Origin of the sequence: Amycolatopsis sp. La24, assembly GCF_029087445.1 — a bacterium.
Lineage (GTDB): Bacteria > Actinomycetota > Actinomycetes > Mycobacteriales > Pseudonocardiaceae > Amycolatopsis > Amycolatopsis nivea.
In genome coordinates, this window is sequence record NZ_JARACH010000024.1 from 65,183 (window position 1) to 84,107 (window position 18,925).

At 70.1% G+C, this 18,925-nt stretch carries 14 protein-coding genes; 5 read left to right on the forward strand and 9 right to left on the reverse strand.

From position 1 onward, the window contains the following. Nucleotides 1-52 precede the first annotated feature (52 nt). The 5 genes from PUT80_RS23005 to PUT80_RS23025 form a co-directional block, all read right to left on the reverse strand. Nucleotides 53-1,210 (reverse strand): acyl-CoA dehydrogenase family protein, encoded by a 1,158-nt coding sequence (locus tag PUT80_RS23005; protein WP_043832814.1) that lies wholly within the window; start codon nucleotides 1,208-1,210, stop codon nucleotides 53-55. Next, a complete protein-coding gene (locus PUT80_RS23010) occupies nucleotides 1,207-3,207 on the reverse strand; it encodes an acetyl-CoA carboxylase biotin carboxylase subunit (protein ID WP_275293389.1) in 2,001 nt (666 codons plus the stop codon). The genes PUT80_RS23005 and PUT80_RS23010 overlap by 4 nt, the downstream gene beginning before the upstream one ends. Nucleotides 3,208-3,213: 6 nt before the next feature. Continuing rightward, complete coding sequence (locus tag PUT80_RS23015) at nucleotides 3,214-4,827, reverse strand: carboxyl transferase domain-containing protein (RefSeq protein ID WP_037817151.1); 1,614 nt, start codon at nucleotides 4,825-4,827, stop codon at nucleotides 3,214-3,216. A gap of 231 nt (nucleotides 4,828-5,058) precedes the next feature. After that, on the reverse strand, nucleotides 5,059-5,556 hold the full coding sequence (locus PUT80_RS23020) for a hypothetical protein (RefSeq protein ID WP_106961326.1): 498 nt from the start codon (nucleotides 5,554-5,556) through the stop codon (nucleotides 5,059-5,061). A gap of 52 nt (nucleotides 5,557-5,608) precedes the next feature. Then, nucleotides 5,609-6,199, reverse strand: coding sequence for a TetR/AcrR family transcriptional regulator (locus PUT80_RS23025; protein WP_037817267.1), 591 nt, complete (start codon nucleotides 6,197-6,199; stop codon nucleotides 5,609-5,611). A 195-nt stretch (nucleotides 6,200-6,394) separates the two neighbouring features. Here PUT80_RS23025 and PUT80_RS23030 point away from each other — a divergent pair, with 195 nt between their 5' ends. After that, entirely contained in the window at nucleotides 6,395-7,165 is a 771-nt protein-coding gene (locus tag PUT80_RS23030; protein ID WP_134668679.1) for an SGNH/GDSL hydrolase family protein, read from the forward strand. 60 nt (nucleotides 7,166-7,225) lie between these two features. Here PUT80_RS23030 and PUT80_RS23035 read toward each other — a convergent pair whose 3' ends face one another. Both PUT80_RS23035 and PUT80_RS23040 read right to left on the reverse strand, forming a co-directional pair. After that, a complete protein-coding gene (locus tag PUT80_RS23035; RefSeq protein ID WP_275293390.1) occupies nucleotides 7,226-8,353 on the reverse strand; it encodes a homoserine O-acetyltransferase in 1,128 nt (375 codons plus the stop codon). Next, nucleotides 8,350-9,657: a bifunctional o-acetylhomoserine/o-acetylserine sulfhydrylase gene (locus PUT80_RS23040; RefSeq protein WP_275293391.1), complete on the reverse strand. Its 1,308-nt coding sequence runs from the start codon at nucleotides 9,655-9,657 to the stop codon at nucleotides 8,350-8,352. The genes PUT80_RS23035 and PUT80_RS23040 overlap by 4 nt, the downstream gene beginning before the upstream one ends. A gap of 169 nt (nucleotides 9,658-9,826) precedes the next feature. On the opposite strand from PUT80_RS23040, the gene PUT80_RS23045 reads away from it, so the two are divergent. Together PUT80_RS23045 and PUT80_RS23050 are read left to right on the forward strand one after the other, a co-directional pair. Next, on the forward strand, nucleotides 9,827-10,315 hold the full coding sequence (locus tag PUT80_RS23045; RefSeq protein ID WP_275293392.1) for a hypothetical protein: 489 nt from the start codon (nucleotides 9,827-9,829) through the stop codon (nucleotides 10,313-10,315). A 71-nt stretch (nucleotides 10,316-10,386) separates the two neighbouring features. Continuing rightward, nucleotides 10,387-11,955 carry a helix-turn-helix domain-containing protein gene (locus tag PUT80_RS23050; protein WP_275293393.1) on the forward strand — a complete coding sequence of 523 codons (1,569 nt, stop codon included), beginning with the start codon at nucleotides 10,387-10,389 and terminating at the stop codon, nucleotides 11,953-11,955. Here PUT80_RS23050 and PUT80_RS23055 read toward each other — a convergent pair. Both PUT80_RS23055 and PUT80_RS23060 read right to left on the reverse strand, forming a co-directional pair. Beyond that, entirely contained in the window at nucleotides 11,924-12,376 is a 453-nt protein-coding gene (locus PUT80_RS23055) for a pyridoxamine 5'-phosphate oxidase family protein (RefSeq protein ID WP_275293394.1), read from the reverse strand. The two genes, PUT80_RS23050 and PUT80_RS23055, sit on opposite strands and share 32 nt — an antisense overlap. After that, the gene (locus PUT80_RS23060) at nucleotides 12,373-13,314 is read right to left on the reverse strand and encodes a zinc-binding dehydrogenase (protein ID WP_275293395.1); all 942 of its coding nucleotides are present in this window, start codon (nucleotides 13,312-13,314) and stop codon (nucleotides 12,373-12,375) included. The genes PUT80_RS23055 and PUT80_RS23060 overlap by 4 nt, the downstream gene beginning before the upstream one ends. Before the next feature lie 191 nt (nucleotides 13,315-13,505). On the opposite strand from PUT80_RS23060, the gene ald reads away from it, so the two are divergent. Both ald and PUT80_RS23070 read left to right on the forward strand, forming a co-directional pair. After that, complete coding sequence (ald, locus tag PUT80_RS23065; RefSeq protein WP_037817164.1) at nucleotides 13,506-14,621, forward strand: alanine dehydrogenase; 1,116 nt, start codon at nucleotides 13,506-13,508, stop codon at nucleotides 14,619-14,621. Between the two features lie 550 nt (nucleotides 14,622-15,171). Then, nucleotides 15,172-18,888, forward strand: coding sequence for an ABC transporter ATP-binding protein (locus PUT80_RS23070; RefSeq protein WP_275293416.1), 3,717 nt, complete (start codon nucleotides 15,172-15,174; stop codon nucleotides 18,886-18,888). The last annotated feature ends 37 nt before the right edge of the window (nucleotides 18,889-18,925 follow it).

Genomic DNA, 18,925 nt, shown 5'->3' on the forward strand with positions numbered 1-18,925 from the left:
GGTGAAGCAGCGCCGCCGGGACTCCGCCCGGACGCCCCGGCGGCGCTGGGTCTCAGGCGCCGACCCCGAGGTGGCGCGCGATCAGCATCTTCTGGACCTCGCTGGTGCCCTCGCCGATCTCCAGGATCTTCGCGTCGCGGTAGAAGCGGCTGACCGGGAATTCGTTCATGAAGCCGTATCCGCCGAAGATCTGCGTCGCGTCGCGGGCGTTGTCCATCGCCGCGTTCGACGCCACCAGCTTCGCGATCGACGCTTCCTTCTTGAACGGTTCGCCGCGCAGCATCTTCGACGCCGCCTGGTAGTACGCCAGCCGGGCCGTGTGCGCGCGGACCTCCATGTCCGCGATCTTGAACTGGATCGCCTGGTACTCGCCGATCCGGTGGCCGAACGCGACGCGGTCCTTCGCGTACTTCAGGCATTCGTCCACGCAGCCCTGCGCGAGACCGACGCTCAGCGCGGCGATCGCCACCCGTCCCTCGTCCAAAATGGACAGGAACTGCGCGTAGCCGCGCCCGCGCTTGCCCACCAGGTTCTCCGCGGGCACCCGGACGTCCGAAAAGGACAGTTCGTGGGTGTCCGAGCAGTTCCAGCCGACCTTCGAGTACTTCGGGGCCACCGAGAAGCCCGGCGTGCCGGACGGGACGATGATCGCCGAGATCTCCTTGCGGCCGTTCTCCATCACGTCGGTGACCGCGGTGACGGTGACCAGTTTCGTGATGTCGGTGCCGGAGTTGGTGATGAACGCCTTGCTGCCGTTGATGACCCACTCGTCGCCGTCGAGCCGGGCGCGCGTGCGGGTGGCCCCGGCGTCCGAGCCGCCGCCGGGTTCGGTGAGGCCGAACCCGCCGAGCGCCTCCGCCGTGGTCAGCATGGGCAGCCAGGTTTCCTTCTGCTCCTGGGTGCCGAAGCGGTAGATGGGCATCGCGCCGAGCGAAACCCCCGCCTCCAGCGTGATCGCGACCGAGGAATCGACCCGCGCCAGTTCCTCCAGCGCGAGGCACAGCGCGAAGTAATCCCCGCCCATGCCGCCGAATTCCTCCGGGAACGGCAGGCCGAACAGGCCCATCTCGCCCATCTTGGCGACCAGCTCGTACGGGAATTCTTCCTTCTCGTACAGCGGCCCGATCACCGGTGCGACCTCCGCCTGCGCGAAGTCCTCGACCGTCTTGCGAAGCGCTTCGTACTCGTCGTCCAGCCGGAAGTCGATCACTGCTTCTCCTCCGCCGCGCTCACCACGGCCAGCGTCTCGTCGAGCGCGACCTGCTGGCCGACCCGCACCGAAAGCTCAGTCACCACACCGTCGATCGGCGCGGTCACGGTGTGCTCCATCTTCATCGCCTCGACGACCAGCAGCGGCGTCCCCGCGCTCACCGCGTCGCCTTCGGCGGCCTTCACCACCAGCACCGTTCCCGGCATCGGGCTCTTCACCGGACCGGCTCCCGCCGCCTCGCCGCGCGAGGACAACGTGAATTCCTGGTCGGCGAAGGCGAACGAACGTCCTTCCCTCGCCAGCCACACTGTCCGTTGTGGACCGTCCGCACAGCGGTACCGCTCCACGCCGTTCGCCCGGCGCACCTCGAGCAGGTCACCCTCGCGGCGGGCGGAAACGCGCACCGGCTCGGCGTCGTCCACCCGCACCGAAGCATCCGACGGCGTGCCCTCGACCCGCACCACGGCCTGGTTTTCCCCGGTACGCAAGCGGAAAGTGATCCCGCCGGGACCGCTGAGCCGCCATCCGCTCGGGATGTCCCACGGGTCCACGACCGCACCGGTCGGCTGCAGCGAGATCAGCCGGTCCATTGCCGCGGCGACGAAAAAGCCGGCCGGGACTTCCGAGGAGACCAATTCGGACAGTCGCCGGTCCACCAGTTCGGTGTCCAGCCGTCCGGCGCGGACGTCCTCGTCGGCGAGCAGGCCACGCAGGAACGCGATGTTCGTGCCGAGCCCGAGCAATGCGGTGTCGGCGAGCGCGCGGTCGAGTTTCTGCAGCGCCGACGCGCGATCGGGGCCGTGCGCGATGATCTTCGCCAGCATCGGGTCGTAGTTCGACCCGACCACCGCGCCGACCGACATCCACGAGTCCACCCGCACGCCGTCGCCGGAAGGCTCGTGCACGGCGAGCACCGTGCCGCCCGTCGGGATAAACCCGCGCGCGGGATCTTCGGCGTAGACCCGGGCCTCGACCGCGTGCCCGTCGAGGCGCACGTCGTCCTGCGTCAGCCCGAGTGGCTCCCCTGCCGCCACCCGCACCTGCCAGGACACCAGGTCGAGGCCGGTCACCATTTCCGTGACCGGGTGCTCGACCTGCAGCCGGGTGTTCATCTCCATGAAGAAGAACTCGTCCGGGTTGTGCGCGGACATGATGAACTCGACCGTGCCCGCGCCGACGTAGCCGACCGACCGCGCGGCTTCCGCGGCCGCCGCGCCCATTTTCGCCCGGGTGGCCTCGTCGAGCAGCACCGACGGCGCTTCCTCGATGATCTTCTGGTGCCGTCGCTGCAGGCTGCACTCGCGTTCGCCGAGGTGCAGCACGGTGCCGTGGGTGTCGGCCAGCACCTGGATCTCGATGTGCCGCGGCGTGGTGACGAACCGCTCCATGAGCAGCGTGTCGTCGCCGAAGGAACTCTTCGCTTCCCGGCGTGCGGACTCGACCGCAGCGGCCAATTCGGACTCTTGGTGCACCAGGCGCATGCCCTTGCCGCCGCCGCCCGCGGACGGCTTCAGCAGCAGCGGATAGCCGACTTTGGCGGCGGCTTCAGCGAACCCGCCCTCCGGAATGTCCATATCGGACGCCCCGGGCACGACCGGAACCCCGGCCGCGGAGACCGTGGCCTTCGCCCGGATCTTGTCACCCATCTTGTCGATCGCTTCCGGCGGCGGGCCGATGAACACCAGCCCGGCCTCCGCGCAAGCCCGCGCGAACGCGGTGTTCTCGGCGAGGAAGCCGTACCCCGGGTGCACCGCCTGCGCGCCGGTTTCCTTTGCCGCGGCGACGATCGCCGGGATCGACAGGTAGCTCTTCGCCGCTTCGGCCGGGCCGAGGCGCACCGCGGTGTCGGCCTCGCGGACGTGCCGGGCGTCGGCGTCCGCGTCGCTGTACACCGCGACCGAACGGATCCCGAGCGCACGCAGCGACCGGATTACGCGAACCGCGATCTCTCCGCGGTTGGCGACCAGAACAGTGTTAAATAGAGAACCCTCGAACATGCCCTATCACATCCGGAAAACGCCGTAGTTGACCTCGGGCAAGGGCGCGTTGGCCGCGGCCGAAAGCGCGAGGCCGAGCACCGTGCGGGTGTCCGCCGGGTCGATCACGCCGTCGTCCCACAGCCGCGCCGTGGAGTAGTACGGGCTGCCCTGTTCCTCGTACTGTTCGCGGATCGGGTCCTTGAAGGTCTCTTCGTCCTCTGTGGACCATTCGCCGCCGCGGCCCTCGATCGCGTCGCGGCGCACCGTCGACAGCACCGAGGCCGCCTGCTCGCCGCCCATCACGGAAATCCGCGCGTTCGGCCACATCCACAGGAACCGCGGCGAATACGCCCGGCCGCACATGGAGTAGTTGCCCGCGCCGAAGGAGCCGCCGATGATCACGGTGAACTTCGGCACCCGCGCGCACGCCACCGCGGTGACCATTTTCGCGCCGTGCTTGGCGATGCCGCCCGCCTCGTACGCGCGGCCGACCATGAAGCCAGTGATGTTCTGCAGGAACACCAACGGGATCGAGCGCCGGTCGCACAGTTCGATGAAGTGCGCGCCCTTCATCGCGGACTCGGCGAACAGCACGCCGTTGTTCGCGATGATGCCGACCGGGTGGCCGTGGATGTGCGCGAAGCCGGTGACGAGCGTCGAGCCGTATTCCTTCTTGAACTCCGCGAACCGGCTGCCGTCGACGACGCGGGCGATGACCTCGCGCACGTCGTACGGGGTGCGCGAATCCGTCGGCACCACGCCGTACAACTCGCGTTCGTCCGCGGCGGGCGGCTCGATCGCCTTGACGTCCCACGGCCGCGGCGTACGCGGGCCGAGCGTGGAAACGATGTCGCGGACGATGCGCAGCGCGTGCGCGTCGTCGTCCGCGAGGTGGTCGGTGACGCCGGACTGCCGCGAGTGCACGTCGCCGCCGCCCAGCTCCTCTGCCGTGACGACCTCGCCGGTCGCGGCCTTCACCAGCGGCGGGCCGCCGAGGAAAATGGTGCCCTGATTGCGCACGATGACCGCTTCGTCGCTCATCGCCGGGACGTACGCGCCGCCGGCGGTGCACGAGCCGAGCACAGCGGCGATCTGCGGGATGCCGCGAGCGGACATGGTGGCCTGGTTGTAGAAGATCCGGCCGAAGTGCTCGCGATCCGGGAAGACCTCGTCCTGGCGCGGGAGGAACGCGCCGCCCGAGTCGACCAGGTAAATGCACGGCAAGTTGTTGTGCAGGGCGACTTCCTGCGCCCGCAGGTGCTTCTTCACCGTCATCGGGTAGTAGGTGCCGCCCTTGACCGTGGCGTCGTTGGCGACGATCACGCATTCGCGGCCGGACACCCGCCCGATCCCGGTGATGATGCCCGCCGACGGGGCCTCGTCGTCGTACAGCCCGGTGGCCGCGAGCGGGGACAGCTCGAGGAACGGGGATCCCGGGTCCAGCAGCGCGTCCACCCGGTCGCGGGGCAGCAGCTTGCCGCGTTCCACATGGCGGGCGCGCGACTTCTCCGGCCCGCCGAGGCGAGCGGCGGCGAGCCGCTTGTGCAGATCCTCGACCAATTCTCCGTGCGAAGTGACGCTGCGGGTGAAGGTGTCGCTGTTCGGATCCGCGGAACTGCGCAGTACCGGCGTGTCCATGGCTCTCCGTCGAGACGTTAGCGGTCGTTAACTCCGCCGGAGATGTTAGTGCTCGTTAACCGCCGTGTCCAGCCCAGTCCTCAGCACCACGGTGTGACATTGGGTGCAGGTGGGAGACCCAGTGAGGCTTTCTCGGTAGCGCGGGTGTGCTGCGGGCCCCGGCCGTCGACGCACGGTGCTCTCGGTCGATGAGCGCGACTGGGTTGGCGCTGAGGTCGCGAGACGAGACAGTCAGCCCGCGACCGCGTCCGAGATCCAGCCTGCCACCGGCAGATCCCGTTCGAGGCATTCGACCGACAGCCGGATCGTCCAGCGCAGTGCCTGCAGCAGGAGGCTGTCCACCTCGTTCGGCGCGGCGCTCGCCAGCGCGATCTCGACCTGTTCGCGCGCGGCGGCGGTGTTGCCGTGCACCTCGGCCAGCAGCGTGCGGACGGCGGTGCGGACCGGCGGGTCGGCCTGGTCGATCGAAACCTCTTCGCCCGCCTCGTCGAACACCTGCACCTTGACCGGGGCGGTGCCGCCGTCGCCGAGGGTCGACACCATGGCGCTGCACTCGCCGAAGAGCAGCAGCATCAGCTCTTTGGTTTCCTCGTCGCGTTCGCCCGGCTCCTGCGACGTGGGCGTGACCTCTTCCAGCGCCTCCGTGTCCTCGCCAAGGCTGATGGCGACGAGCGCGCGCTGCGCCTTCTCGACGAGCCGCTGCTCGCCTTCGCTCCGGTCCGCGGTCACGTGCCTATCAAACACCAGACCGGCGGTCGGCGGGATACCCCGGATCGCGGGCTCAGCCCGCCGCGGAAAGGGCGCCCAGCGCGAGCCGGCACAGCAGATCGGCGAGTGCCCCGTCACCGAGATGGCGGTTGTAGGGCGTCGAGTTGATCAAGCCGAACACGGCGTGTGCCGCCGAGCGCGCCTGGCGTTCGCCGAGGCCGGGCACAGCTTCGCGAATCGCCCGCACCCACACCTCGACGTACTGCCGCTGGAGCGCGCGCACCTGTTTCCGGTCACCGTCGGTGAGATTCGCGAGATTGCGCTCCTGCACGGTGATGAGCGCCGGATGGTCGAGCGCGAAGTCGACGTGGAACCGCACGAGCGCGGCCAGCAGCTCGTCCGGCGTGCCGCCCGCCGCGGCGCGCGCGGTGCCGCCTTCGAGCAGGAAGTGGCTGATCGAGTTCAGCATTTCCCCGAGGATCGCGTCCTTGCTGCGGAAATGCCGGTACAGCGCGGGACCGGAGATGCCGACGGCCGCGCCGATGTCGTCGATGCCGACGCCGTGGAAACCGTGGTGGGCGAACAGCTCGGCGGCGGCGGAGAGGATCTGTTCCCGCCTGTTCGGCTTCGCGCCGTTCACCAGTGGGAGGGAATTCGCCGGCATCCGCACATAGTAGGTCCCGTGGTTAGCGAGCGCTAACTTCCGGTCCTACTTCCTGCTTGAGCCAAGTGGACGCACCCGGATTTCAGGGGTGTCTCGTGGGGATTGCACCTGGTAAAGCTTTACCGCGTCAAGCTGTCACGACAGGAGTGACCTATGGCTGCAAACACCCGTCAACCATCACGACGCATCCTTCGGATGTGCGCGGCCCTGGGGGTCGCTCTCGCTGCCTCGCTCGGCTTCGCCACCGGTGCGAGCGCTGCGTCGCAAAACTACGTCGCGCTCGGCGACTCCTACTCCTCCGGAGTGGGAGCCGGGAGCTACGGAGATTCCGGCAGCTGCAAACGCAGTGCCAACGCGTACGGCCAGTTGTGGGCCAACGCCCACTCCGGCACCAATTTCACCTTCCTCGCCTGCTCGGGCGCGAAGACCGGCGACGTGCTGAACCAGATCAGCTCGATGCCGTCCAACGCCACCTTGATCACGCTCACCGTGGGCGGCAACGACGCCGGGTTCACCGACGTGATCAAGACGTGCACGCTGGGCAGCGACCAGACCTGCGTGGACCGGGTCAACACGGCCAAGACCTACGTCCAGAACACCCTGCCCGGGCTGTTGGACAAGGTGTATTCGGCGGCCAAGAGCAAGGCCCCTGGGGCGAGCCTGGTCGTGCTCTCGTATCCGCGCTTCTACACCGTGCCGGGTTCGTGCAACGTCGGGCTGAGCGACACGAAGCGGTCGGCGATCAACTCCGGGGCGGACACGCTGGCCTCGGTGCTGTCGTCGCGGGTTTCCGCCGCGGGCGGGAAGTTCGTGGACGTCCGGTCGGCGTTCGTCGGGCACAACATCTGCTCGGCGGCCAGCGACTACCTGCACAGCTTGACGTGGCCGGTGGACGAGTCGTACCACCCGACTGCCGCTGGGCAGCGGGGCGGCTACTACTCGCCGCTGACCTCGGCGATCGGCTGACGGTTCGCAAGACTGGGTGAAGGCCGCCTCGAGTTCGCTCGAGGCGGCCTTCACCGCGTCTCAGCCCAGCAGAGTCTTGACCAACGCGGCGATCTGCTCGGTCTCGATCAGGAACGAGTCGTGGCCGTACGGCGAGGTCAGCACCGTGGCCTCGCCGCCGACTCCCGCCGCGATCTCGTGCGACTGGTACGGCGGGTAGAGCCGGTCGCTGTCCACCGCAGCGACCACGGTGCGCGCGGTGACCCGGCCCAGCGCAGCGGCCACCCCGCCTCGGTCCCGGCCGACGTCGTGGGTGTTCATCGATTCGGTGAGCACCACGTAGGAACCCGCGTCGAACCGGTGGGCGAGCTTGTCCGCGTGATGGTCCAGATAGGACTCGACCGCGAACCGGCCGCCGGCCAGCGGATCCTCGTCCCGCTGCGGACGGTTCCCGAAACGCGTCTCCAGTTCGGGTTCGCAGCGGTAGGTGACGTGCGCGATCCGCCGGGCCACGCCCAGTCCGCGGTACGGGCCTTCGGCCGCGGTGTAGTAGTCGCCGCCGTGCCACGCGCGGTCGCCTCGGATCGCGTGCAGCTGAGGGGCGGCCCAGGCGATTTGCTCGGCGGACGCGCGAGCGGTCGAGGCGAGAACGAGCGCGGAGGCGACCCGATCGGGTTGACTTACGGCCCATTCGAGTGCGCGCATCCCGCCCATCGAACCGCCCGCGACGGCGGCCCAGCGGTCAATGCCGAGCGCGTCCGAGAGTTCCGCTTCGGCCTTGACCTGGTCCCGGACGGTCAAAACCGGGAATCGGCTGCCCCACGCCTTGCCGTCCGGAGCGGGCGAGGACGGACCTGTCGACCCCTGGCAGCCGCCGAGCACGTTGGGCGCGACGACGAACAGCTCGTCGGTGTCGAAAGCCTTGCCGGGACCGATCAGTCCGTCCCACCATCCGGGACTCGGATGTCCGGGTCCGGCGAGCCCGGCGACGTGGCTGTCGCCGGTGAGAGCGTGCTCGACGAGGACCGCGTTGGACGCGTCGGAGTTGAGCGTTCCCCACGTCTCGTACGCGAGGGTGTAGCCGGGCAGGGTCGCACCGGCCTCCAGCGCGAGCGCGCCGGGACCGGTGAACCACTGCCGCCTGCCGGGTGGGTCGCCCGCCCGCCACGCGCCGGTGACGGGCGGAAGACTCGCGCCGGGATCCGTCACAGCGCCGCCTTGGCGGCCCGGAAGCCCGCCTCGAGATCGGCCTTCAGGTCCTCGATTCCTTCCAGTCCGACGGCGAGCCGCACGAGACCCGGCGTGACGCCCGCGGCGACCTGCTCCTCGGGGCCGAGCTGGCTGTGCGTGGTCGAAGCCGGGTGCACGATCAGGCTGCGCACGTCGCCGAGGTTCACCAGCTGGCTGTGCAGTTCGGTGCCGTCGACGAACTTCCGGCCAGCCTCGACCCCGCCGCGCAGCTCGAACGACAGCACCGCGCCGACGCCGCGCGGCAGGTACTTCTGCGCCGCCGCGTGGTACGGGCTCGACGGCAGCCCGGCGTAGTAGACCTTCTCGACCTCGTCGCGCTCTTCCAGCCATTCCGCGAGCGCCTGCGCGTTCTTGGAGTGCCGCTCGACGCGCAGCGACAGCGTCTCGATGCCCTGCAGGATGAGGAAGCTGTTCAGCGGAGCGATCGCCGCGCCGGTGTCGCGCAGGATCTGCACGCGCGCCTTGGCCGCGAACGCGCCCGGGCCGAGCGCCTCCCAGTACTTGAGGCCGTGGTAGCTCGGGTCGGGCTCGTTGAAGCCGGGGAACCGGCCCGGGTCTTTGCCGAAGTCGAACGTGCCGCCGTCGACCAGGACGCCGGCGACGGTCGTGCCGTGGCCGCCGAGGTACTTCGTCGCCGAGTGCACGACGATGTCGGCGCCGTGTTCGATCGGGCGGACCAGGTACGGCGTCGGCACGGTGTTGTCCACGACCAGCGGGACCCCGGCCTCGTGCGCGACGTCGGCGACCTTGCGGATGTCGAGGACGGCGCTGCTCGGGTTGGCCAGCGTCTCGGCGAAGAACAGCTTGGTGTTCGGCCGGACCGCGGCCCGCCACTGCTCGGCGTCGTCCTGGTCGTCGATGAAGGTGACCTCGATGCCGAGCTTCGGCAGCGTGTAGTGGAACAGGTTGTAGGTGCCGCCGTACAGCGACGGGCTGGTGACGAAGTGGTCGCCCGCGTTGGCCAGGGTCAGGATCGCCGCGGTGACCGCCGCCGAGCCGGAGGCGAACGCGAGACCGGCGACGCCGCCTTCGAGCGTGGCGACGCGCTGCTCCAGGACGTCCTGGGTCGGGTTGTTGATGCGCGTGTAGATGTGGCCGGGCTCGGCGAGGCTGAACAGATCCGCCCCGTGCTGCGTGTCGCGGAAGACGTACGACGTGGTCTGGTAGATCGGCGTCGCACGGGCTCCGGTGGCCGGATCGGGCGCCGCCCCCGCGTGGATCTGCTTGGTCTCGAAGGACCAGCTCGTGGTGTCTTCCGGCATCTGCTCGCTCCTAGCGGTCGGGATCGGGTCGGCTGGCGCGACGCTAACCAGCCCGGACGAAACGCCCAACAGCTCTCACGGGATGAGAGTCCTACGCACCCGGACGTAGGAACAAGTGCCGAGCGCTGACGGACGACGCGACGATGCGGTAACGCGCACGCTCAGGGGCATGGACTGGAGAATGCGGCCGTCGACCCGGAAGTGGTTCCTGTTCGGCCACGTCGTCGCGTCGGTCGGCTGGATCGGAGCCGAGCTCGCGGTGCTGATCTGCAGCGTTCTCGCGATCGCCGGCTTCGATCCGGTGACCACGCGCAGCGCGAACGTCATCGCCGGGATCCTCGCGGGCGCGCTCTACTTCCCGGCCAGCCTGCTCGCGCTGGCCACCGGTGTGGTGCTCGGCCTCGGCACGAAGTGGAAGCTGGTGCGCTACCACTGGGTGCTGTGGAAACTGGTGGCGACGCTCGCCCTCTTCGTCGGCGGCAACCTGCTGGTGGTCCCGTCTTTTGTCGAGCACGGCGAGCAGGCTTCGCGCGGGGAGCTCGTCGGGGCGAGCGCGGTGTCGGGCACCGGGGCGATGAGCGTCGGGCTGACGTTGCTGCTGGGCGCGACGCTGGTGTCGTACTTCAAGCCGTGGCCGAAGGTGTTTCGCGCTAACTAGTGCCGCGGGTGGCGAAACCGGTGCAGTCTTCTACCGTTCCAGCAAGAACGTCAGGAGCGCTGGAGGTAGCTGTGGTTTCGGTGCGCAGCGTCGTGGACCGGGTCGGTCCCACGCTGCTCCACGCGCTTCTCGTGCCCGAAGGCTGTCCGGCGGTCGGCGACGTGGTGATCGCCGAACCGGGCGCGGAGTCCGCCATCGCCGCCGGCGACCTGGTGCTGGGCGTCGCCACGATCGGGCAAGCCGACGCCGCGGCACTCGTCCGGGTGAGCGCCGGACGGGGTGCGGCAGCGGTGCTGCTGAAACCGCCGCTGGCGGCGAAACAGTCGGTGCGGCGCGCGGCGAAGTCGGCCGGGATCGCGTTGATCCAGGTACACGCGGCGACGTCCTGGGCTCAGCTCGTCTGGCTGTTGCGCACGGTGCTGGACGCGCTCGCCGACGAATCCGAAGCGCTCGAAGAAGGCGGCGACCCCGGTTCCGGCGACCTCTTCCGGCTCGCCGACGCGGTGGCCGCGGTGGTCGACGCGTCGGTGACGATCGAGGACACCAACTCGCGCGTGCTCGCGTACTCCGCGCGCCAGGACCTCACCGACCCGGCGCGCGTCGCGACGATCATGGGCCGCCGCATCCCGGACGACGTACTCGCCCGGTTCCGCTCGCGCGGCGTGTTCCGCGAGCTTTCCCGCGGCAGGCAGACGATCTTCGTCCCGGCCCAGCGCGACGGCACCCTGCCGCGGCTGATCGTGCCGATCCGGATGGGCGGCGAACTGCTGGGCTCGATGTGGGCGGTCGTCCCCGGCCCGGTTTCCGAGGAACGCGCGGCGGCTTTCGCGGATGCGGCCCCGGTGGTCGCGCTGCACCTGCTGCGGCGGCGCGCGCATACGGACGCCCAACGCCGCGCTTCCGCCGAATTGCTGCGCGCGGTCTTGGAAGGACAGGTCCCGCCGCGTCGAGTAGTCGCCGAACTGGACCTGTCCGACGAGCCGCACCGGGTCGTCGTCGTGGACGTCAGCGGTGGCGACAGCCGGGACGCCGAAGGACTGTTGCTGGCATTGTTGGAACGGATCTCGCAGGGTTTCGGACGCCGTCCGGTCGCGGCGGAACTCGGCGGATTGCTGTACGTCGTGGTTGCAGACCGCCCCGGCGAGGGCGGCTGGCCGGAACTGCGAGAGGCGCTGCTCGCCCAACCCGCGTCCCGCCGAGGCGGCCTACCGCGCGCGGCTGCGGGTGCACCGGGCGACCCGACCGCGCTGGCCGCGTCACGCGCCCAGGCGGACGAGGCACTGGGCCTGCTGCGAGCCGGGCTGGTCGAGGGCCGCGTCGTGGCTTACGACGAGGCCTGGACCGCCCTGGTCCTGCACCGCGCCGCCGCCGGAGCAGCGGCGGCGCAGGTGTCGGAACTCGGCCCGCTCGGCGTGCTGCGCGCACACGACGACGCGAGCAATGCCGGGTACGTCGACACTCTCTACGAATGGCTCCGACACCCCGGCGACCCCCGCGCTGCAGCGGAACGGTTGCGCATTCACCCGAACACGTTGCGGTACCGGATGAAACGGCTGTTGGAACTTGTTCCGTTGAACCTTGATGATCCTGACGTACGGCTCGCTTTGCTTACCCAGCTGATCGCACTCCGCTGGAGCTGACCTGGTAGCTGAGGTCGTTGGCGCGCAACGATTCCGGCTCCATCCGGACCCACACCGTGCCGCGTTCAGCCGGATCGTCCAGCAGATATGCGCGGAACCGCGGATCCCACGCGGACTCATCCGGGCCCAGGTAGCGCACCAGTTTCCGTCGTCCGCGCGGCACGTCGAACGGTTCGAGGGCGGCTGACCCGCGCGCGATCACCTGACGCACCAAGCCGGTCGCGAGATCGCAGACGTCCACCGTCACCGCGATCCGCGGCTCCTCGCGCACCCGAGCGGGCAGCCGCGACCACGGGCCGCTGAGGATCCAGAACGCCCTGTCCTCCCAGAGATACCAGGTGGGCCGGACGGTCGGACCAGCGGTGGCGACCCGTGCGGTCAGCGGCTGCGCGAGGAAACTGTCGACGTCGAAACCGGTCACGCGACCAGCAGCGTCTTCCCGATCGTGCCCCGAGATTCGATCGCCGCGTGCGCGTCAGCCGCCCGCTCCAGCGGGAACCGCTGCCCGATCACCGGAGTGAGCTGTCCGGACGCGGCGGCCGCCAGTGCCGATTCGGTGTAGCCGCGCATCTCCGCCGCGTCGCCGATCGACCGGATCAGCTTCACGCCCCGCGCGGCAGCGTCCTCTTCGGACACTTCGGTCCAGGAACCGCTTGCCAGACCGTAGATCGCCATCCGCCCGCCGGGCCGCACCAGTCCGAACGCCGCGGTGCCGACCGCGCCTCCCACGCCGTCGAACACCACGTCCACCTCCCCGGCCTCCTCGGTCCACTGCGGATCGGTGTAGTCGACCGCCAGGTCCGCACCCAATTCCCGGGCGCGGGCAAGCTTTTCCGCCCCGCGCGCCGCCGCCACGACCTCCGCGCCCGCGGCCTTCGCCAGCTGCACCAAGAGACTGCCGACCCCTCCGGCGGCAGCCTCGACGAGCACCCGTTCCCCCGGCGCCACCGCGGTCGCGTGCACCAGCCCGGTCGCCGTGCGGCCGTCGGCCAGCAGCGCGACGGCCGCGTCGAGGCTCAGCGCGTGCGGCACCGGGAACACCAACGCCGCGTCCACGACCACGCGCTGCGCGTAACCGCCGCTGCCGCCGGTCGACGTCACCACGCGTTTCCCGACCAGAGCCGGGTCGACGCCCTCCCCGGCCCGGCTGATCACACCCCCGACGCCGTTGCCGGGCACCATCGGAAGCGTGCTGCCGAACGGCCCCGTCCCCGTCGCCCGGAACTGCGTTTCCACGAAGGTGACGTTGGCGAACGCCACCTCGATCAGCACCTGTCCCGGCCCGGGAGCCGGATCGGGGGCCTCCCCCGCCTGCAGCACCGCCGGCCCGCCGAACTCCCGCAGCCACACCGCTCGCATGTAAGCCCTTCCTCGAGGTCTCCGCCGGGTGCCAGCCAACTACCTCGAGTGCGGTCGAGGTCAAGTGCGTTGTCCTGGGAGCACTACTGACCCGGCGCAAGACTGTGGCGGCGGGATGATGACACCGCCGTCCGGGTAGATCACCGTGAGTGGCAACACCTTCGACAGAACCGCCGCCAGGAGGCAGGACAGTGCGCATCGCCGTTCCCCGTGAGATCAAGAAGCACGAGTACCGGGTCGCGTTGACCCCGGCAGGCGTGCACGAACTGGTCGGTCGCGGGCACGACGTCTTCGTCGAGACGGGTGCCGGGACCGGGTCGTCCATCACGGACGAGGAGTACGTCGCCGCGGGCGCGAAGGTGCTCGCCACCGCGGACGAGACGTGGGCCGAGGGCGAGCTCGTGCTGAAGGTCAAGGAGCCGATCGCCGAGGAGTACCCGCGCCTGCGCAAGGATCTGGTGCTGTTCACCTACCTGCACATCGCCGCGGACCGTCCGCTGACCGACGCGCTGCTGGCCGCGGGCACCACCGCGATCGCTTACGAGACGGTGCAGAAGCCGAACGGCGCGCTGCCGCTGCTGGCCCCGATGTCCGAGGTCGCGGGCCGGCTGGCCCCGCAGGTCGGCGCCTACGCCCTGATGAAGCCGAGCGGCGGCCGCGGCGTCCTGCCCGGCGGCATCCCCGGCGTGCACCCGGCCCGCGTGGTCGTCATCGGCGGCGGCGTGGCGGGTCTGAACGCCGCCCGGGTCGCCCTTGGCCTCGGTTCCGACGTGGAGATCCTGGACACGAACGTCGACCGCCTCCGCCAGATCGACAACGACTTCGGCGGCCGCATCCGCACCGTCACCTCGAACCGCCTGTCGGTGGAAGAGTCGGTTCTCGAAGCGGACATGGTCATCGGCGCGGTCCTGGTCCCGGGCGCGAAGGCCCCGAAGCTGGTCTCCAACGACCTGGTCTCCCGCATGAAGCCGGGCAGCGTCCTGGTGGACATCGCCATCGACCAGGGCGGCTGCTTCGCCGACTCGCGCCCGACCACGCACGACGACCCGACCTACACGGTCCACAACTCGGTCTTCTACTGCGTGGCGAACATGCCAGGCGCGGTCCCGCGCACGAGCACCTACGGCCTGACCAACGTCACCCTGCCCTACGCCGTGCAACTGGCAGACAAGGGCTGGAAGGCCGCCCTCTCCGCCGACCCGGCCCTGGCCCTTGGCCTCAACACCCACGCCGGCGCCCTGACGAACGCCCCGGTAGCCACCGCCCACGGCCTCCCCCACACCCCCGTGGAAACCGCCCTGGCGTAACCCAGCCACCACAAAGCGGCGAGGGCCAAAGGCCCTCGCCGCTTTGTTATGCCCCAACGCTTTTTGTTCCACCCAACCCCCCACCCAACCGCCACCGAACGCACCGTGGGGGTCCGGGGGGCTCGGCCCCCCGGGCAATACGACGCCCCTTCCTGGGCGAAGCGCCGCCAGGCGCGAGCAGAGGAAGGGAAGAAGGGGCGACCCGCTCAACCAGCCTGGGGGTCACTGGGAGCGGGTCGCCGGGTACTAGCTTAAAGAACATTGGGCGGGAGCGCTCGTTCGGGGGTGGATTTGGCCGGGGTTCTTCCCCGTGACCAGGTGAACGTTCAACCTTTCACCTGTGCCGTCCGGACCAGGGTTTCCCTGCTCCGCAGGGCTTCCAGGGTCCTGCGGAACCCGCTGGCGTGCCGTTCGCCACCTCTGTCCGGCGGAGCGCCGGTTGTGCCCGTTTGGTCCGGGCCGGCGGCTTGCTCGGGAATAAATTGTCGGTGCCGCTCCCTAACCTTGTGATGTGACCACCACTGCGACGCCTGCGCGTCAAGACCGTCCGATCGTTGAGACGGCGCCCCGACCGGTCGGCTGGGTGCGCCGGTTGTCCGCTGCCTGCTGGGAGCACCGCGGCGTTGTCGTGCTCGCGATGACGGCGGCGGTGCTGAGCGTCGGGGTGCAGGCGGCGAGTCCGTTGCTGGTGCGGTCGGCGGTGGACGACGCGGTGGCCGGGCATACGGCGCAGCTGGCCGGGCTCGCGGTGGGGCTGGTGGCGTTGCAGGTCGTCGCGTTCGGGTCGGCGTTCCTGCGCCGGTACGTGGGCGGGCGGCTGGCGCTGGACGTGCAGCACGATCTGCGGAACCGGGTGTTCGGCGCGGTCTCGCGGCTGGACGGCGGGAAGCAGGACGCGTTGCGCACCGGGCAGGTGGTGTCGCGTGCGATTTCGGATCTGCAGCTGGTCACCGGGTTGCTGATGCAGGTTCCGCTGTCGGCGGGGTCGGTGATTTTCGCGGTGCTGTCGCTGGGCGCGATGTTGTGGATGTCGCCGCTGCTCACGCTCATCGCGCTGGTGGTCGCGCCCGCGGTCGGGATCGTCGTGGCGTTGAGCAGGCGGCGGTTGTTCCCGGCGACCTGGTCGGCGCAGCAGCGCGCGGCGGATGTCGCGCAGCACGTCGAGGAGACCGTCACCGGCGTCCGCGTGGTGAAGGGGTTCGGGCAGGAGGCGCGCGAGGTCGCGCGGCTGGAGCGCACGGCACGGAAGCTGTTCGCGGAGCGGTTGCGCGCGGCGAAGCTGTCCGCGTTGCCGACAGCGACCACGTCGGCATTGCCTGCCGCGGGTCAGGTCGCGGTGCTGGCGATCGGCGGCGTGCTGGCGTTGAACGGGCAGATCAGTCTCGGCACGTTCCTCGCGTTCGCCACGTATCTCGCGGCGTTGATCGGCCCGGCGCGGTTCCTGTCCGGGCTGGTCGTTCAAGCGCAGCTCACGCGGGCCGGCGCGGAGCGGGTGTACGAGCTGATCGACGCGCAGCCGGAGGTCGCCGACAGCCCCGATGCGCGGCCGTTGCCGCCCGGCACGCTGGGCGTCGAGCTGACCGACGTGAAGTTCGGCTACACCCGCAGCGACCCGGTGCTCGACGGGCTCACGCTCGAAGCCCGCCCCGGCGAAACGCTCGCGCTGGTGGGCACGGCGGGGTCCGGCAAGTCCACGATTTCCATGCTGCTGCCCCGGTTTTACGACGTGCACTCCGGTTCGGTGCGGGTCGGCGGGCTGGATGTGCGCGACGTGCCGTTGAAGGATCTGCGGCAGGCGATCGGCGTGGTCTTCGAGGAAGCGTTCCTGTTCTCCACCTCGGTGCGGGACAACATCGCGTACGGCCGCCCGGACGCGAGCGACGAGGAGGTCTTCGCGGCCGCCCGCGCGGCGGAGGCGGACGAGTTCATCCGCGCGCTGCCGGACGGCTACGCCACCGAGGTGGGCGAGCGCGGGCTCACGCTGTCCGGCGGGCAGCGGCAACGGCTCGGCCTCGCGCGCGCTCTGCTCACTGACCCGCGAGTGCTGATCCTGGACGACGCGACGTCGGCGATCGACACCGTCACCGAAGCCGCGATCCACGACACGCTGCGCGCGGTCACCGCCGAACGCACCACGTTGCTCATCGCGCACCGCCGGTCGACGCTGCAGTTGGCGGACCGGATCGCGGTAATGGATCAGGGCCGGGTGGTCGACGTCGGCACCGAGGAGGAGTTGCTGGCGCGGTGCGCGCTGTTCCGCGAACTGGTCGCCGGGCCGGGCGACGACGTTGAAAAACCGCACCGTTGCGACAACCTCGAGCCAGGCTCGGACGGCACCACCGCAGTGCTGTGGCCGGAGGACGAGCGCGACGAGGTCGATGCTCTCGCCGAGGCCGCGCAGGCCCGCGGCGGCGTGCCCGGCGGCGGCACCGGATTCGCGGGCAGTGGCGGCGCCGACGTACCGCCGACCCCCGAACTGCTGGAAGGCGTCCGCAGGCTGCCTCCGGCCACCGACCGGCCGCGACTGTCCGATGTGGACGTCACGGCCCCGGATCCCGGCTTCAAGCTGTCCCGGATCCTGCGTCCGGTGCGGTGGCCGCTCATCGGCGTGATCGGGCTGGTCGCGGCCGACGCGCTGGCCTCGCTCGCACTGCCCGCGCTGTATCAACGCGGGGTCGACCACGGCGTCCTGCCCGGCGTGGCGAGCGTCGTGTGGCTGCTGGCCGGGATCGGCGCGCTCGTGGTGGCAGCCGACTGGTTCGTGGTGCGCTGGCAAACCCGGCTCACCGCCCGCGTCGGCGAGACGGTGCTCTACTCGCTGCGCGTGCGGAGCTACGCACACCTGCAACGGCTCGGGCTGGACTACTACGAGCGCGAACTGTCCGGGAAGATCATGACCCGGATGACCACGGACGTCGACGCGTTGTCGACGTTCCTGCAAACCGGCCTCGCCACCGCGGTCGTCAGCGCGCTCACCTTGGTGGGCATCACGGTAGCGCTGCTGGTCACCGATGCCGCGCTGGCCGTCTACGCGCTGGCCATGCTGCCGATCCTGCTTGTAGCCACGCTGATCTTCCGGCGGGTCGCCTCGCGTGCGTACAGCGAGGCGCGCGAGAAGGTGAGCGTCGTCAACGCGGACATGCAGGAGAACGTCAGCGGTCTGCGCGTCGCCCAGGCGTACACGCGCGAAGAGCGTTCGGCGGAGGTGTTCGCGTCGCGCAGTGACGACTACCGCCGGTCGCGGCTGCGCGCGCAGCGGTACATCGCGACGTACTTCCCGCTCGTTTCGCTGATGTCGGATCTGGCGACCACCACAGTGCTGGTCGTCGGCGCCCACCGCGTCGCAGGCGGCACGCTCGAAGCCGGTGTGCTGCTCGGATTCTTGCTGTACCTGCAGCAATTCTTCTCGCCGATCCAGCAACTGTCGTCGGTGTTCGACGGCTACCAGCAGGCCCGCGTCGGCCTGAGCCGCATCGGCGACCTGCTGCGCACCCCCACGTCGGTGCCGCCTGCCGAGAACCCGGTCGAACTGCCCGCACACCTGTCCGGCGAAGTGCGGTTCAAGGACGTCGATTTCTCCTACACCGGCGCAGAAAAGCCCGCGCTGGAGAACCTGACGCTGGACGTCGCGGCAGGCGAAACCGTGGCACTGGTCGGCGCGACCGGCGCGGGCAAGTCCACCGCGGTGAAGCTCGTCGCGCGCTACTACGACGCCACCGGCGGCGCGGTGTTGATCGACGGCGTCGACGTCCGCGAGTACGACCTCCCCGCACTGCGCGCCCGGATGGGCGTGGTGCCGCAGGAAGCACACCTGTTCTCCGGAACCGTCGCGGACAACGTGCGATACGGCCGCCCCGAAGCCACCGACGCGGAAGTCGAGGCCGCCGTACGAGCAGTCGGCGCGCTGGACGGAGTAGCCGCACTCCCTGCCGGTTTCCGGCAACCAGTAGGCGAACGCGGCCGCTCCCTGTCCGCCGGACAGCGGCAGCTCGTCGCACTGGCCCGAGCCGAACTGGTCAACCCGGACGTGCTCCTGCTGGACGAAGCCACCGCCGCCCTGGACCCAGCCACCGAAGCCACGGTCCTCCGCGCCACCGAACACCTGGCCCGTCGCCGCACCACCTTCGTAGTCGCGCACCGCCTGGCAACCGCCGCGAAGGCCGACCGGATCGTGGTGCTCGACCACGGCCGCATCGTCGAACAGGGCACCCACCCCGAGCTGGTCGCCGCCGACGGCCACTACGCGCGACTGTGGGCTTTGGGGTGAGCAGGGAGGTCTTGCAGCGATAAAGCACCGAGGCTCG

Excerpts from the sequence above, each read along its gene's own strand:
- PUT80_RS23010 (WP_275293389.1), bottom strand. The coding sequence starts at position 3,207 with ATGTTCGAGGGTTCTCTATTTAACACTGTTCTGGTCGCCAACCGCGGA.
- PUT80_RS23015 (WP_037817151.1), bottom strand. The coding sequence starts at position 4,827 with ATGGACACGCCGGTACTGCGCAGTTCCGCGGATCCGAACAGCGACACC.
- PUT80_RS23025 (WP_037817267.1), bottom strand. The coding sequence starts at position 6,199 with ATGCCGGCGAATTCCCTCCCACTGGTGAACGGCGCGAAGCCGAACAGG.
- PUT80_RS23030 (WP_134668679.1), top strand. The coding sequence starts at position 6,395 with ATGTGCGCGGCCCTGGGGGTCGCTCTCGCTGCCTCGCTCGGCTTCGCC.
- PUT80_RS23040 (WP_275293391.1), bottom strand. The coding sequence starts at position 9,657 with ATGCCGGAAGACACCACGAGCTGGTCCTTCGAGACCAAGCAGATCCAC.
- PUT80_RS23045 (WP_275293392.1), top strand. The coding sequence starts at position 9,827 with ATGGACTGGAGAATGCGGCCGTCGACCCGGAAGTGGTTCCTGTTCGGC.
- PUT80_RS23060 (WP_275293395.1), bottom strand. The coding sequence starts at position 13,314 with ATGCGAGCGGTGTGGCTGCGGGAGTTCGGCGGGCCGGCGGTGCTGCAG.